11 protein-coding genes are annotated in these 15,294 nt (G+C 72.7%); 6 read left to right on the top strand and 5 right to left on the bottom strand.

Going from position 1 to position 15,294, the window contains the following annotated elements; translation table 11 throughout:
- The first annotated feature begins 70 nt into the window (after nucleotides 1-70).
- A complete protein-coding gene (locus ACWD5D_RS15830) occupies nucleotides 71-910 on the top strand; it encodes a class I SAM-dependent methyltransferase (RefSeq protein WP_451373259.1) in 840 nt (279 codons plus the stop codon).
- A 135-nt stretch (nucleotides 911-1,045) separates the two neighbouring features.
- Nucleotides 1,046-3,706: an ATP-dependent RNA helicase gene (locus tag ACWD5D_RS15825; RefSeq protein ID WP_451373258.1), complete on the top strand. Its 2,661-nt coding sequence runs from the start codon at nucleotides 1,046-1,048 to the stop codon at nucleotides 3,704-3,706.
- Here ACWD5D_RS15825 and ACWD5D_RS15820 read toward each other — a convergent pair.
- From ACWD5D_RS15820 to polA, 5 genes are all read right to left on the bottom strand, one after another.
- On the bottom strand, nucleotides 3,696-4,688 hold the full coding sequence (locus ACWD5D_RS15820; protein WP_451373257.1) for a DUF3068 domain-containing protein: 993 nt from the start codon (nucleotides 4,686-4,688) through the stop codon (nucleotides 3,696-3,698). The two genes, ACWD5D_RS15825 and ACWD5D_RS15820, sit on opposite strands and share 11 nt — an antisense overlap.
- Before the next feature lie 27 nt (nucleotides 4,689-4,715).
- Complete coding sequence (locus tag ACWD5D_RS15815; RefSeq protein ID WP_451373256.1) at nucleotides 4,716-4,850, bottom strand: SPW_0924 family protein; 135 nt, start codon at nucleotides 4,848-4,850, stop codon at nucleotides 4,716-4,718.
- A gap of 224 nt (nucleotides 4,851-5,074) precedes the next feature.
- Nucleotides 5,075-6,820: a lytic transglycosylase domain-containing protein gene (locus ACWD5D_RS15810; RefSeq protein ID WP_451373255.1), complete on the bottom strand. Its 1,746-nt coding sequence runs from the start codon at nucleotides 6,818-6,820 to the stop codon at nucleotides 5,075-5,077.
- 479 nt (nucleotides 6,821-7,299) lie between these two features.
- Nucleotides 7,300-7,737 carry a hypothetical protein gene (locus ACWD5D_RS15805; RefSeq protein WP_451373254.1) on the bottom strand — a complete coding sequence of 146 codons (438 nt, stop codon included), beginning with the start codon at nucleotides 7,735-7,737 and terminating at the stop codon, nucleotides 7,300-7,302.
- Nucleotides 7,738-8,132: 395 nt separating this feature from the next.
- Complete coding sequence (gene polA, locus ACWD5D_RS15800) at nucleotides 8,133-10,856, bottom strand: DNA polymerase I (RefSeq protein WP_451373253.1); 2,724 nt, start codon at nucleotides 10,854-10,856, stop codon at nucleotides 8,133-8,135.
- Nucleotides 10,857-11,141: 285 nt separating this feature from the next.
- Between polA and ACWD5D_RS15795 the strand changes: the two genes are divergently transcribed.
- The 4 genes from ACWD5D_RS15795 to ACWD5D_RS15780 all read left to right on the top strand — a co-directional run bounded on the left by ACWD5D_RS15795 (nucleotide 11,142) and on the right by ACWD5D_RS15780 (nucleotide 15,173).
- Complete coding sequence (locus tag ACWD5D_RS15795; RefSeq protein WP_451373252.1) at nucleotides 11,142-13,448, top strand: FdhF/YdeP family oxidoreductase; 2,307 nt, start codon at nucleotides 11,142-11,144, stop codon at nucleotides 13,446-13,448.
- Between the two features lie 56 nt (nucleotides 13,449-13,504).
- Nucleotides 13,505-13,969, top strand: a complete 465-nt coding sequence (locus tag ACWD5D_RS15790) for a PaaI family thioesterase (protein ID WP_451373251.1) — start codon at nucleotides 13,505-13,507, stop codon at nucleotides 13,967-13,969.
- Nucleotides 13,970-14,073: 104 nt separating this feature from the next.
- Complete coding sequence (locus ACWD5D_RS15785) at nucleotides 14,074-14,568, top strand: hypothetical protein (protein ID WP_451373250.1); 495 nt, start codon at nucleotides 14,074-14,076, stop codon at nucleotides 14,566-14,568.
- Complete coding sequence (locus ACWD5D_RS15780; protein WP_451373249.1) at nucleotides 14,565-15,173, top strand: Tat pathway signal sequence domain protein; 609 nt, start codon at nucleotides 14,565-14,567, stop codon at nucleotides 15,171-15,173. Before ACWD5D_RS15785 ends, ACWD5D_RS15780 begins: the two co-directional genes overlap by 4 nt.
- Nucleotides 15,174-15,294 lie beyond the last annotated feature (121 nt).

The raw sequence follows: 15,294 nt of genomic DNA, 5'->3' as shown, positions 1-15,294 counted from the left end.
CAGGAGGTCACGCAGGGGCTGCGGGACCTTCTCCGTGACACGCGCCCGGCGGGTTCGACGGAAGAGTACGATGAGGGAGCCTGTCATCCAAGAGCCGGAACAGCTCGACCCCGAGGGGCTCGAGCCCGAAGCAACCCGACGTGACGCGGGTGTCGCGGAGAGCAGCCGGGCCAACCGCGGCTGGTGGGACCGCAACGCGGACGAGTACCAGATCGAGCACGGCACGTTCCTCGGCGACGACCGGTTCGTGTGGGGCCCGGAGGGCCTGGACGAGGTGGAGGCCGAGCTGCTCGGGCCGCCGGAGGAGCTGAAGGGCAAGGACGTCCTGGAGATCGGCGCGGGCGCGGCGCAGTGCTCGCGCTGGCTGGCCGCCCAGGGCGCCCGTCCGGTGGCGCTGGACCTCTCGCACCGCCAGCTGCAGCACTCCCTGCGCATCGGCGGATCGTTTCCCCTCATCTGTGCCGACGCCGGCGCGCTGCCCTTCGCGGACGGCTCCTTCGACCTGGCGTGTTCGGCGTACGGGGCGCTGCCGTTCGTGGCCGATCCGCGGCTGGTGCTGGCCGAGGTGCGCCGGGTACTGCGGCCGGGCGGCCGGTTCGTCTTTTCGGTGACGCATCCGATCCGCTGGGCGTTCCCGGACGAGCCCGGCCCCGAGGGCCTGTCGGTGGCGGCCTCGTACTTCGACCGCACGCCCTACGTCGAGCAGGACGAGGAGGGCCGTGCCGTCTACGTGGAGCACCACAGGACGCTCGGCGACCGGGTGCGCGACATCACGGCCTCGGGCCTGCGCCTGGTGGACCTGGTGGAGCCGGAGTGGCCGGCCTGGAACACCTCCGAGTGGGGCGGCTGGTCCCCGCTGCGCGGGAACCTGATCCCGGGGACGGCGATCTTCGTCTGCGAGCGGGACTGAGCCCACTTCGCTTCCGCGTACGCCGTCCGTCGGCTCCTCCGTACGTCTTCCGTGCACGCGCGCGTGCACGGCCGCGCTCACCTTCCTCGTACGCGCGCGTGAGGGGCGCGCTCGCCGCCGTACGACACTAGGGGCGTGATCCGCTACGACTCCCTGGACGCGCTGCCCGTGCGTTCCGCCGTGCCCGCTCTGACCGAAGCGCTGGACGGGGACGGCACCGCCGTTCTGGTGGCGCCGCCCGGCACCGGCAAGACGACGCTGGTGCCGCTGGTGCTGGCGGGGCTGGTCGGCGGCGGTCCCGCGCGGCGGGTCGTGGTGGCCGAACCGCGGCGGATCGCGGCGCGGGCGGCGGCCCGGCGGATGGCGTGGCTGCTGGGCGAGCGGACCGGTGAGAGCGTCGGCTACACGGTGCGCGGCGAGCGGGTCGTGGGGCGCCACGCGCGCGTGGAGGTCGTGACGACCGGGGTGCTGTTGCAGCGGCTGCAGCGGGACCAGGAGCTGGCGGGCGTCGACGTCGTCGTGCTGGACGAGTGTCATGAGCGGCACCTGGACGCCGACACGGTGGCCGCGTTCCTGTGGGACGTGCGGCAGGCGCTGCGGCCGGAGCTGCGACTGGTGGCCGCGTCGGCGACCACGGACGCGGAGGGCTGGGCGCGGCTGCTCGGCGGGGCGCCGGTGGTGGAGGCGGCGGGCGTCGCGCATCCCGTCGAGGTCGTGTGGGCGCCTCCGGTACGGCCGGTGCGGCCGCCGCACGGGATGCGCGTGGATCCCGCGCTGCTCGCGCACGTGACCTCGGTGGTGCGGCGGGCGCTGGCCGAGCGGGAGGGGGACGTGCTGTGTTTCCTGCCCGGTGTGGGCGAGATCGCGCGCGTGGCGGGGCAGCTCGGGGATCTGGGGGCCGTGGACGTGCTCCAGGTGCACGGGAGGGCGCCGGCCTCCGTCCAGGACGCGGTGCTGGCACCCGGGAAGCGGCGCCGGGTGGTGCTGGCGACGTCGGTGGCGGAGTCGTCCCTGACGGTGCCCGGGGTGCGGGTGGTAGTCGACTCCGGGCTGGCGCGGGAGCCGCGGGTGGATCACGCGCGCGGGTTGAGCGGGCTGGTGACCGTGCGGGCGTCGCGGGCGGCCGGGAGGCAGCGGGCGGGGCGTGCCGGGCGTGAGGCGCCGGGTGTGGTGTACCGGTGCTGGCCGGAGGCGGAGGACGTCCGTCTGCCGGCTTTCCCGGCGCCGGAGATCAAGGTGGCCGACCTGACCGCGTTCGCCCTTCAGGCGGCCTGCTGGGGCGATCCGGACGCCTCGGGGCTGGCGCTGCTGGATCCGCCGCCGGGCGGGGCGATGGCGGCGGCGCGGGACGTCCTCACGGCCGTGGGGGCGGTGGACTCCGGCGGGCGGGCCACCGAGCGTGGGGTGCGGCTGGCCCGGCTGGGGGTGCATCCGCGGTTGGGGCGGGCGTTGCTGGACACGTGGGGCGAGGGGGCCGAGGTCGTCGCGCTCCTCTCCGAGGAGGTGCCGCGGGAGTACGGGGATGATCTCGCCGGCGCGTTGAGGAGGGCTCGGCGTGGGGGTGACGCCTATGCGGGGCGGTGGACCGCGGAGGTACGGCGGCTGCGGGCCCTCTCGGGGGAGTTCTCCCGCCCGCCCACCGATCACCGCCGGACAGAAGGCACCGGCCAGGGCGGGCCGGGCGTCCCGGCAGAAGGCAGGGACCATCGGCCGCGCGGTGGCGTCAGGGGCGACGAGGGGCGTGCGGACGGCAGGACCACCGCGACCAATGCTTCTTCGCCCGTCGCAACCCCTGTCGGGGCGGGCGGGCGGTTCGGCGCAGGGGAGGACGGCGGCGCCGGGATCGTCGCCGCTCTCGGCTTTCCCGAGCGGGTGGCCAAGTTGGACGGGGGGTCGTATCTCATGGCCTCGGGGACGCGGGCCGAGGTGGCCGAGGGGTCGGCTCTGCGTGGGGCGCCCTGGATCGTCGTCGCCGTCGCCGACCGGCCCGCCGGGAAGGGGCACGCGCGCGTGCGGCTCGGGGCGGGCGTGTCCGAGGAGGTGGCGCGGGCCGCGGCCGGAGCGCTGGTGACGGAGCGGGACGAGGTGCACTGGGCCGACGGGGACGTCGTGGCCCGGCGCGTCGAGCGACTGGGGGCCGTCGAGCTGGCCGTGCGGCCCCTGAAGGACACCGAACCGGCCCTCGTCCGCGCGGCGCTCCTCGAGGGCCTCCGCCAGGAAGGGTTCGGGCTGTTGCGGTGGTCGCCGGATGCGGAGGTGCTGCGGCAGCGGCTGGCGTTCCTGCGGGCGCACCTCGGGGAGCCGTGGCCGGACGTGTCGGACGAGGCGCTGCACGCGCGCGTGGACGAGTGGCTGGAGCCGGAGCTGGGCCGGGCCCGGCGGCGGGCCGACCTCGGGCGGATCGACGCCGGGCAGGCGCTCGCACGCCTGCTGCCGTGGGCGAGCGGGGACGCCGCCCGGCTGGACGAGCTGGCGCCCGAGCGGATCGCCGTACCGAGTGGGTCCAGGATCCGGATCGACTACGGGAACCCGGAGCGGCCGGTGCTCGCGGTGAAGCTTCAGGAGATGTTCGGGCTGCAGGAGACGCCGGCCGTGGCGGGCGTACCGCTGCTCGTCCATCTGCTCTCCCCCGCGGGCCGGCCCGCGGCCGTCACGGCCGACCTCGCCTCCTTCTGGCGGGACGGGTACCGGTCCGTGCGCGCGGAACTGCGCGGGCGTTATCCGAAGCATCCGTGGCCCGAGGACCCGGCTTCCGCCGAGCCCACCCGGCACACCAACGCGCGTCTCAGGCGCTGACGGGTTCGGGGTGCGCCGTCCGGCCGGGCTCGGGATCCTGCGGGCGGCGGGAGCGGGCCTCCAGGTGGAGGGAGAGCACGAGGAGGAGCAGACCGAGCGTCAGGGAGCCCCAGGGGACGTACGAGGTGAGCGTCAGGACCAGGGTGCGGTTGTGCTTGACGAGGGCGACCGTGTGGTCGATGTAGTCCTCGCGCATCTTCACGTCCCCTGCGAACGCGGTCACCTTGGCGCGGCCGCCGAGCAGGGTGCCGCCGCGCAGCTCCTCCTTGTGGTCCTCCTCGCCGTAGACGGGCGCTCCGGTGACCGGTTCGACCCAGAACTTCCGCACGGTGCTGTACCAGCGCGTGGTGCCGGTCCTGGCGACCGACTCGGGGGTGATGCCCTGGACGGGCATGGCCTTGGGCATGGCGACCTTGGTCCAGGGGATGGTCTGTTCGAAGTAGTAGACCTTCAGGCCGCGGAAGGTCCGGGTGCCCTTGTAGTGGATGGGGCTGGTGGTGCGGGTCTGCGCGTCGAAGTACTCGTAGTCGCGCTTCTGGGTCAGGAAGGGCCACTTGAACTCGATGCCGACCCGCTTGACGGGGTCGCCGTCGACCGACTCGCCGGTGGCGTGGACGGGGTCCTGGCTGTGGGCGTCGAAGATGTAGCGCTCGGGTACGCGGGAGACCATCTTGCCGTCGGGGCCCTGGACGTAGGACAGGCCGTCCCAGACGACGACGGGCCGTCCCGCCGTCTTCTCGATCTTCTTCGCGGCCTCCACGTCGCCCTTGAGGGTCTGCACGATGGTCACCTCGGGGACCTTCCGCGCACGCATGGTGCCGTAGTCGAGGAGGGTGGCGTCCTTGGCCACCAGGACCATGTCCTGATACTGGTCCGCGGGGATCCGGGCCAGGCGCGGGAAGGCGTACCAGCGCATCAGCGGGGACAGCGCCGCGAAGAACACGGCACAGGCGAGCAGGACCAGGCTTGCCTTGCGGCGCATACGGGCCTCCCTCCGGGACGGGCGCGGCTACGGGTGCGTGGGCACCGTCGACAGCAGCGGCTTGGGCGACGTCCGGCCCGTCGGCGTGCCCATGGCGGTCACGGTCAGGACAAGGGCGAGCGCGAGGGCGAGGCCGGTCGCGGCGGCGATCAGGGCACGCATGCGGGGCCTCCCGGCGGACAATTCCTGATGGATCGTCAGGTGCGGCAGGCACCGTAGCAACGGGCGGCCGAGATGAGAACAGATTGCGCACACGGACGAGGGCGCCCCCTCCGTGACGGAGGGGGCGCCCTGTGGGTCCGGCCCATTGTCCTGGCCCTGTGCCCTGGCCCTGTGCCCTGGGTGCCGTGCGTGTCGTCCGTAGCGTGCGTACCGTCCGTCGGACGTCAGGAGGTCGTGGACGGGCTCGGCGAGGGGCTGGTGGAGGGAGTGCCCGACGGGCTGGCGGAAGGGCTCGGCGAGGGGCTGGCGGGGGTGTCGGGCGCGGCGACCGTCAGCTCGACGGTGAGGGTCGCGCCGCCGGGGGTGGTGATGCGGAGCAGGAAGGTGCCGGTGGTGTCGTCCGCGTACAGCTTCGGCAGCGTCAACAGGCCCTTGTCGTCGGTCTGGAGGCCGGTGAGGGTACGCAGGGGCTTGCCGTCGGCGTCCTTGAAGTAGGGACCCTTGTCGTTCTCGGTGGGGTCCGTGTCCGACTTGACGAGCGTGGCGGCGGCCGCGACCTTGTCGGCGACCGTGCCCTTGAACGTGGCCTTCACCTGGACCTGGTCGGCGAACTCGGCGCCCGGGGTGCAGGTCAGCGGGGTGTCGCTGGTGCGGACGAGGGTGTCGGCGGCGCGCTGGGTGACGGTGACCGGGTAGTCGACGGTCTTGGTCTTGTGGCCGACGACGGCGGTGGTGATCGTGAAGTGGCCCGTCTTCTCACCCGCCTTGAGCGCCGGCGCGAGCGCCACGCCCTTGGCGTCGGTGGAGACGGTGGCCACGGTTTCGCCGCCGGCGAAGGTGGCGTCGGTGTCGCCGGTGATGGTGAACCGGATCCGGACCTTGGCCACGGCCACCCCGGCCTTGGTCTCGGCGCGGGTGCCGATCCGCTGGCCGAAGGTGTCGCCGGCCATCGCGGTGAGCTGCGCGGTACCCGTGTCCTCCAGGTGGTCCACGGTGTCGGAGGGGGTCTGCGGGACCGGCGGCTTCGGGTCGGGCTTCGGGGCAGGCTTCGGGGCGCCGCCGGGCTTGTGCGGGGCCGGCTCGGTCTTCGGCGGGTCGGAGGGCTTCTTCTTGTCGCCGTCGTCGCTGCGGTCGCGGGGCAGGGTGCCGGTGCCGTCGGGCACGGAGTGGGTGCCCTTGCGGTAGTACTCCATCCAGCTGAGGACCAGGTTCAGGTAGTCCTGCGAGTTGTTGTAGCTGAGGATCGCGCGGTGCAGGTCGGCGTCCTGGGACAGGTTCCAGTCGTAGCGGCACAGGTAGTGGCCGGCGGCGAGGGCGGCGTCGTAGACGTTGTTGGGGTCCGCCTTGCCGTCGGCGTTGCCGTCACGGCCGGCCCAGGCCCAGGTGGACGGGATGAACTGCATCGGGCCGACGGCCTGGTCGTACTGGCTGTTGCCGTCGTACGCGCCGTGGTCGGTGTCCCTGATGAGTGCGAAGCCGTTGCCGTCGAGCTGGGGGCCGAGGATCGGGGTCAGGGTGGTGCCGTCGGCGGTCACGCGGCCGCCGCGGGCCTGACCGGACTCCACCTTGCCGATGGCGGCGAGGAGCTGCCAGGGCAGGTTGCAGCCCGGCTTGGAGGTGCGCAGTTCGGCCTCGGCCTTCTTGTAGGCGTCGAGGACCGTCGCGGGGATACCGGCCTCGGCGGGCCCTTCGGTGACGGGCGTGCCGGCGGCGGGCGACGACGACGGGCTGGGGTTGGGGCTGTCCAGCGGCGGAAGGTCCGTGAAGTACGGCGAGTTGCCGGTCGCGTCACCCTCGGCGACCGGGTCCGGTGCGGGGGCGCTGACGCCGGTGGAGGCCTGGCCACCCTGGTCGGTACCGGTGCCGGTCGCTCCCGGGGCCTGGGACGCGGACAGAGCCGCGACCGCCGCCGCGGCCACCGCGGTGGTCGCCGCCCCCTTGCGCAACCGCCTGCCGAAATGCGCCGCCATAGAGTGAACCCTCCCGTGGACGTCTGTGGCGTCCTTCTCCGTCTGTCCGTCTCTGGTGTGACGGTCGACCCTCTGTTCTGGTTGCCCTTGTTCCGCAATTGCCCCTGTGAGACATGTGTGCGTCCCAGCGACCGGAACGACGACCCAGGTGACCCTACGACAACTTGCCGTGAGGAGGGACCCGTTCGCACCCGTATTCACCGGTTGGACAACTGCCGTTGCCTGGCCCCGACTCGGGACAGGCATGTGCATACCGGACGGATCGGCTCGGCGCGGACGGCGGCCGTCCCGCCCGTGACCCGCCGGGAGGGGACGGGGCACGGGACGGCGTCACGGACAGGGCCGGGGCGGCTCCGGCGGCAGGGCCGGGGCGCCACCTACGGGAGCACTACGGGCAGCGCTGCCAGAGGGCTACCAGCGGGGCTGGAGCAGGTGTACCGGCGGAGATGGAGCAGGTTCGCCGGCGGACGGGAGCAGGGCTACGGACGATCCCGGGAATCCTGGGCGTCCAGGTTGCCCTTGGGATCATGGAAGCCTGCCGCGTCCGGCCGAGGCGACCGATGCGCGGCCGGGCGGACCGGACGCTCGGTGAGGGACGCGACGAAGACGGTGAGGGTGCGCCGAGGGCGCGCCTTCGGGATCAGCGCGAGCAGCAGCGCGAGATAGCCGCGGGCGAGGTCGGTCCACGCGCGCCAGTCCGGGGCGTGGTACGTCCGGTCGGTCAGCCGACGCCGGAGGTCCACCGTGGCCCTGCGCATGGTCGCGGCCGGGTCGGCGGGAATGCGGGCGGTGCTTGCGTCGGCCGCGAGGGGCGGGACCGGCGAAGCGTGCGTGACCCGGTCCGAGGCGGTGTCCGCCCAGGCCGCGGTGGCTTTGTGTGCCTCGGGCGTCCGGCGGTGGAGCATGCGTATACCCATGCACGCAGTGTTGCGGGTGCGGAGGGCGCGGGGCGTTTTGGCGGGGGCCACGTGAGTGAAGCGCCCTCCGGGTGAAAGTGGGCGGCGGTGCCGGCCGGGGGCGGTTTCCGGGGGGCCCGGTGGGTTCCGGGGACGTGGGTTCGTGGGTGGGTTTCCCGGGCGTGCGACGGGTTCCGGGGCTGCGGGTTTCCGGACGGGGTGCGATGGGTTCCGGGGCCGTGGGAAGTCCAGGGCGCGCCCGGTTCCGGGGTCGGCGGGTTCCGGGGCACCGGGGGGGTCGGCGTCGGCGGAAGGCGCCATGGGATGCCGTGGAACGCCGTGGGATGCCGTGGAACGCCGTGGCGGAGGGTGTCGCGCTGTCGGGGCGACGCACCCTCCTCCACGGTTGCCGGAGGCTAGTGGGCCGCGGACTCCCAGTCCGGGCCCACGCCCACCGAGACGTCCAGGGGGGCACGGAGCGTGACAGCGGCGGCCATCTCGCGACGGACGATCTCCTCGGTGGCCACCCGCTCGCCGGGGGCGATCTCCAGGACGATTTCGTCGTGGACCTGGAGAAGCAGGCGGGACTTCAGGTCAGCCTCGCGCAGGGCCCGGTCGACGTCGAGCATGGCGATCTTGACGATGTCGGCCGCCGTGCCCTGGATGGGGGCGTTGAGGGCCATCCGTTCCGCCGCCTCACGACGCTGGCGGTTGTCGCTGTTGAGGTCGGGGAGGTAGCGGCGGCGGCCGAAGAGCGTCGCCGTGTAGCCGGTCGCCCGGGCCTCGTCGACCACCCGGTGCAGGTAGTCCCGTACGCCGCCGAAGCGCTCGAAGTAGGTGTCCATCAGGGCACGCGCCTCGCCCGCCTCGATGTTCAGCTGCTGGGAGAGGCCGAAGGCGGACAGGCCGTACGCGAGGCCGTACGACATCGCCTTGATCTTGCGGCGCATCTCCGCGTCGACGGCGTCCCGCTCGACGGAGAAGACCTGGGAGGCGACCGTGGTGTGCAGGTCCTCGCCGGAGGTGAACGCCTGGATCAGCCCCTCGTCCTCGGAGAGGTGGGCCATGACGCGCAGCTCGATCTGGCTGTAGTCGGCGGTCATCAGGGACTCGAAGCCCTCGCCGACGACGAAGCCGCGGCGGATCGCCCGGCCCTCGTCGGTGCGGACCGGGATGTTCTGCAGGTTCGGGTCCGTGGAGGACAGACGGCCGGTCGCGGCCACCGTCTGGTTGAAGGTGGTGTGGATACGGCCGTCGCCGGCGACGGTCTTGATCAGGCCCTCGACGGTGACGCGCAGCTTCGCCTGCTCTCGGTGGCGGAGCATGATCACCGGCAGTTCGTTGTCGGTCTGGCCGGCGAGCCAGGCGAGAGCGTCGGCGTCGGTGGTGTAGCCGGTCTTGGTCTTCTTCGTCCTGGGCAGCGCCAGCTCCCCGAAGAGGACCTCCTGGAGCTGCTTGGGCGAGCCCAGGTTGAACTCGTGGCCGGCGGCCGCGTGCGCCTCCTTCACGGCCTGCTGGACGGCGCCCGCGAACATCTGCTCCATCGCTTCGAGGTGCGCGCGGTCGGCCGCGATGCCGTGGCGCTCCATGCGGGCGAGGAGGGCGGAGGTGGGCAGCTCCATGTCCCGCAGGAGGTCCGCGGCGCCGACCTCCTGGAGGCGCTCCTCGAAGGCCTCGCCCAGGTCGAGGACGGCGCGGGCCTGGATCATCAGCGCCTCGGCCTCGGCACCCTCGTCCGCGCCGAACGCCAGCTGGCCGTCGGCCGCGGCGGCGGGGGCCAGCTCGCGGTGCAGGTACTCCAGGGACAGCGCGTCCAGGTCGAAGGAGCGGCGGCCGGGCTTGACCAGGTAGGCGGCGAGGGCGGTGTCCATGGCGACGCCCTCGACGCTCCAGCCGTGCTCGGCGAGGACGCGCATGGCGCCCTTGGCGTTGTGGAACACCTTGGGCCGGCCGGCGTCGGCCAGCCAGGCCGCGAACGCGTTCTCGTCGGCCTCGTCCAGCTCGGAGGGGTCGAACCAGGCGGCCGCTCCCCCGGCGGCGGCGAGCGCGACCTCGGCGACCGAGCCGGTGCCCAGCGCCCAGGTGCCGACCGTGGCGACGCCGAGGGTGCCGGTGCCGTGCTCGGCCAGCCAGGGGGCCAGCTCACCGGTGCGCAGGATCGCGCCGTCCAGTTCCACGCCGTCCGCCGGGACCGGGGCCTCCTCGGCCTCCTCGCTGCCGGGGTCGACGGCGAAGAGGCGCTCGCGCAGGGACGGGTTGCGGATCTCCAGGGTGTCGAGGATCATCGCGACGGCCTTGCGGTCGTACGGGCCCCGCTCCAGATCGGTGACCGTCCTCGGCAGCTCGACCTCGCGCTCCAGCTCGGTGAGGCGGCGGTTGAGCTTGACCGACTCCAGGTGGTCGCGGAGATTCTGCCCGGCCTTGCCCTTGACCTCCTCGACGCGCTCGACCAGCTCGGCGAACGAACCGAACTGGTTGATCCACTTCGCGGCGGTCTTCTCGCCGACACCCGGGATGCCGGGAAGGTTGTCGGACGGGTCGCCGCGCAGGGCCGCGAAGTCGGGGTACTGCGCGGGCGTCAATCCGTACTTCTCGAGAACCTTCTCCGGGGTGAACCGGGTCAGCTCCGAGACGCCCTTCGTCGGGTAGAGCACGGTGGTGTTCTCGGTGACCAGCTGGAAGGAGTCGCGGTCACCGGTGACGATCAGCACCTCGAAGCCCGCGGCCTCCGCCTGGGTGGCGAGGGTGGCGATGACGTCGTCCGCCTCGAAGCCCGCCACCGCGAAGCGTGGGGCGTGCATCGCGTCGAGCAGCTCGCCGATCAGCTCGACCTGGCCCTTGAACTCGTCCGGGGTCTTGGAACGGTTGGCCTTGTACTCGGTGAACTGCTCGGAACGCCAGGTCTTGCGGGAGACGTCGAAGGCCACCGCGAAGTGCGTGGGCGCCTCGTCACGCAGGGTGTTGGCCAGCATCGAGGCGAAGCCGTAGATCGCGTTCGTCGGCTGGCCGGTCGCGGTGGTGAAGTTCTCCGCGGGCAGCGCGAAGAACGCGCGGTACGCCAGCGAGTGCCCGTCCATGAGCATCAGGCGGGGGCGGCCGCCGGGGTTGGTGTCGGTCTGCTTCGATGCTGTCTCTGCCACGCCCCCGATCCTGCCACGGCCCACTGACACTCGATGTCCGCCGTCGGCTCCTCATGGCGCCGGCCCGGTCCGAGGGGACGCGTACCCCGGACGCCGTAACCGCACCGAACCGTCCGCGGCCGAGGCCCGCCCCGTCCCCGCACCCTCCCACCGCCGTCTCCGCACACCCCCACCGCCGTCCCCGCACCCCCCCCACCGCCGTCCCCGCACCCCCCCACCGCCCTGTCACCGGGCGTGGGAGGATCGGGCGCGTATGTGTCTCGCGCAGGCGAAGGGGAGCGGGCGATGGCGACGAAGCCGCCCAAGGGTGATCCGGTTCAGGACGCGCCGCAGGTCGCGGAGCCGAAGCGCGCGGCGGCGGGATTGCCGGCCATCGGGCACACGCTGCGCATCGCCCAGCAGCAGATGGGCCTGAGGCGCACCATGCTGACGCTGCTGAGCGTCAACCAGAAGGACGGCTTCGACTGCCCGGGCTGCGCGTGGCCGGAGCCCGACCACCGGCACACGGCGGAGTTCTGCGAGAACGGCGCCAAGGCGGTGGCCGAGGAGGCCACACTGCGCCGGGTCACCCCCGAGTTCTTCGCCGCGCACTCCGTCGCCGATCTCGCCGGGCGCAGCGGGTACTGGCTGGGGCAGCAGGGGCGGCTCACGCACCCCATGTACCTGCCCGAGGGCGGCGAGCACTACGAGCCCGTCAGCTGGGAGCGGGCCTTCGGCATCGTCGCCGAGGAGATCGCCGCCCTCGCCTCCCCGGACGAGGCCCTCTTCTACACCTCGGGCCGCACCAGCAACGAGGCCGCGTTCCTGTACCAGCTGTTCGCGCGCGAGCTGGGCACGAACAACCTGCCCGACTGCTCGAACATGTGCCACGAGTCGTCCGGGTCGGCCTTGAGCGAGACGATCGGCGTCGGCAAGGGCAGCGTCCTGCTCGAGGACCTCTACAAGGCCGACCTGATCATCGTCGCGGGCCAGAACCCGGGGACCAACCACCCGCGCATGCTCTCCGCGCTGGAGAAGGCCAAGGCGGGCGGCGCGAGGATCATCAGCGTGAACCCGCTGCCCGAGGCGGGCCTGGAGCGGTTCAAGAACCCGCAGACCGCGCAGGGCATGCTCACGGGCGCCGCGCTCACCGATCTGTTCCTGCAGATCCGCATCGGCGGCGACCAGGCGCTGTTCCGGCTCCTCAACAAGCTGATCCTGGAGACCGACGGCGCGGTCGACGAGGCGTTCGTACGCGAACACACGCACGGCTACGAGGAGTTCGCCGCCGTCGCCCACGCCGCCGACTGGGACGAGACACTCGCCGCGACCGGCCTCACGCGCGCGGAGATCGAGCAGGCCCTGAAGATGGTCCTCGCCTCGAAGCGGACCATCGTCTGCTGGGCCATGGGGCTCACCCAGCACAAGCACGCCGTCCCCACCATTCGCGAGGTGGTCAACTTCCTGCTCCTGCGCGGCGACATCGGCCGTCCGGGCGCGGGCGTGTGCCCGGTGCGCGGTCACTCGAACGTGCAGGGCGACCGCACGATGGGCATCTTCGAGCGGCCCGCCCCGGCGTTCCTGGACGCGCTGGAGAAGGAGTTCGGGTTCGCGCCGCCGCGCGAGCACGGCTTCGACGTCGTACGGGCCATCCGCGCGCTGCGCGACGGCGAGGCGAAGGTGTTCTTCGCGATGGGCGGCAACTTCGTCGCCGCCTCCCCCGACACCGAGGTCACCGAGGCGGCCATGCGGCGGGCCCGGCTGACCGTGCACGTGTCGACCAAGCTCAACCGCTCGCACGCCGTCACGGGCACGCGTGCCCTGATCCTGCCCACCCTCGGCCGTACCGAGCGCGATCTCCAGGTCGGCCCGGACGGGAAGAGCACGGAGCAGTTCGTGACCGTCGAGGACTCCATGGGCATGGTGCACGCCTCGCGCGGGCGGCTGGCTCCGGCGAGCCCGCAGCTGCTGTCCGAGCCGGCGATCGTGTGCCGGATGGCGCGCCGGGTGCTCGGCGAGGACAGCGTGGTGCCGTGGGAGGAGTTCGAGAGGGACTACGCGACGATCCGTGACCGCATCGCGCGCGTGATCCCCGGTTTCGAGGACTTCAACGCGCGCGTGACCGGTTCCGCGGGCCGCCCCGGCGGTTTCGCGCTGCCGCACGCGCCGCGCGACGAGCGGCGCTTCCCGACGGCCACCGGGAAGGCGAACTTCACCGCGGCGCCGGTGGAGTACCCGGAACTGCCCGAGGGCCGGCTGCTGTTGCAGACGCTGCGCTCGCACGACCAGTACAACACCACGGTCTACGGCCTGGACGACCGCTACCGGGGCATCACGAACGGCCGCCGGGTGGTGCTGGTGCACCCCGAGGACGCACGGGCGCTGGGGGTCGCCGACGGGTCGTACGTGGACCTGGTCAGCGAGTGGAAGGACGGCGTGGAGCGGCGGGCGCCCGGCTTCCGGGTCGTGCCCTATCCGACGGCCCGGGGCTGCGCGGCGGCGTACTACCCGGAGACCAACGTGCTGGTGCCGCTGGACGCCACCGCGGACACCAGCAACACCCCGGCCAGCAAGTCCGTCGTCGTCCGTCTGGAACAATCGGCGACCGACTGAGCGTTTGCTCAGTGTCGCCGGATCGACGCGAACGAACGAGAACGGAGCCTGGCCGCATGGGCGAGCAGCAGGAAGTGAAATTCCCTCAAGAGGTCATCGACGAGTACGCCGCCCTGGGGGTCGACCTGCCCGCGCTCTTCTCGGCGGGGAACCTCGGCACCCGGATGGGCGTGCAGATCACGGAGGCCTCGGCGGACCGGGTCGTCGGCACGATGCCGGTGGAGGGCAACACCCAGCCGTACGGGTTGCTGCACGGCGGCGCCTCCGCCGTGCTCGCCGAGACCCTGGGCTCGGTCGGCTCGATGCTGCACGGCGGCCCCTCGAAGCTCGCCGTCGGTGTGGACCTGAACTGCACGCACCACCGCGGGGCCCGCTCCGGAGTGGTCACCGGTGTGGCCACGCCCGTGCACCGGGGCCGTTCGACCGCGACGTACGAGATCGTGATCAGCGACGAGGAGGGCCGCCGGGTGTGCAGCGCCCGGCTGACCTGCCTGCTGCGGGACGTGCCCACCGGCGACTGACGCCTCGACAGGCAGGGGCGTGAGGGGCCGGTCAGGCGGACCGGCCTCGGCATTGTCCGCGCCGCCCCGTTGCCCCCTCGCCGCCCGCCCCTTAACTTCGGCACATGGGACGGCATGGGGGCCCCCGGCCGGGGGTGAGGTTCCTGGTGTGCGGACTGGCGCTGCCGGCACTCCTGTGGACGACCGGCTGCGGCGGGACGGACCGCGCCGGGCGGGGCGACGCGGGCGGATCCAGCGGCCCCGGGCGCCCGGCCCGCGGCCCGGCCACCGCCTCCGCGCCATCCACCGCCTCCGCGCCATCCACCGCCTCCGCGTCACCCACCGCCTCCGCGTCACCCACGTCCGACGCGGAGCTGTGCGCCAGGATCGTGGCGCACTGGTCGCGCAAGGTGCTCGACAACGGCACCTACGGCGACTACCAGTCCATGGGGCTGTCCGACGGGCAGTACGAGATCCTGCGGCACGTCGTGGACGCGGCGCGGGCCGCCGAGCGGCACCAAGGGACTGCTGCCGCTGACGAGTTGATCGACCGTCAGGCCCGCAGGGCGTGCACCGGCCGATACCGGCACGGAACCCCGAGCGGAGGTCCGTGGCAATGAGCGGCATCGGCCCCCTGGAGCCCGGCGAGGGCACACACGCATGGGACACCGCGCGGCAGGAGTCCCTCGACCGAGGACGCGCACCGCTCTCGGCCCTGTACGCCCGCCACCGCCGCGCCGCCCTGGCCCTCGCCGCCGCCGCGGTCCTGCTCGCGGGCGGCGGCTATCTCTACGCGACCCGCCCACAGCAGCCGCCACCGCCCGAAGTGCCGTACCCCGCACAGGTGGTGGCGATGTCGTACCTGCGGGAACGGCCCACCCCGTCGGGTACGCCGGCGCGCAGCTTCAGTTTCGAGGTGCTGATGAGCGTGGAGTCGGGACCGCCGGTCACCGTGACCCGGGTGTCCCAGCCGTACGCCGGCCTCTCCGTCGCCGCGGCGCCGCACGCCCCCTTCCGGACAAAGTCAGGCGCTCCGCGCAAGATCACCATGACCATGCATGTGACGGAATGCGGAAAGGTTCCGAAGGACGCCGGGATGCCTTTCCTGGAAGTAACTCTACGTAATACGCGCGCAATGCAGATTCAGAGTTTCATCCTCGGACCTCGCTACGCACAGCACCTCTCACACGCCCTGAAAGTTGCCTGCGGCGCCAGTGGCGCGTAATCACCAAAACCCCTGAGACACCTGAACGGATCGCGATGGGTCCTGCGGGTTCTCACCATGCGGACGGGGCGAATCGGCCCGAATTCCGGCGTTCCCCCCACCGCGTATCGCTCTGCATTAC

Source organism: Streptomyces sp. NPDC002520, assembly GCF_053595235.1.
This window is presented reverse-complemented; position numbering and strand designations above follow the sequence as displayed.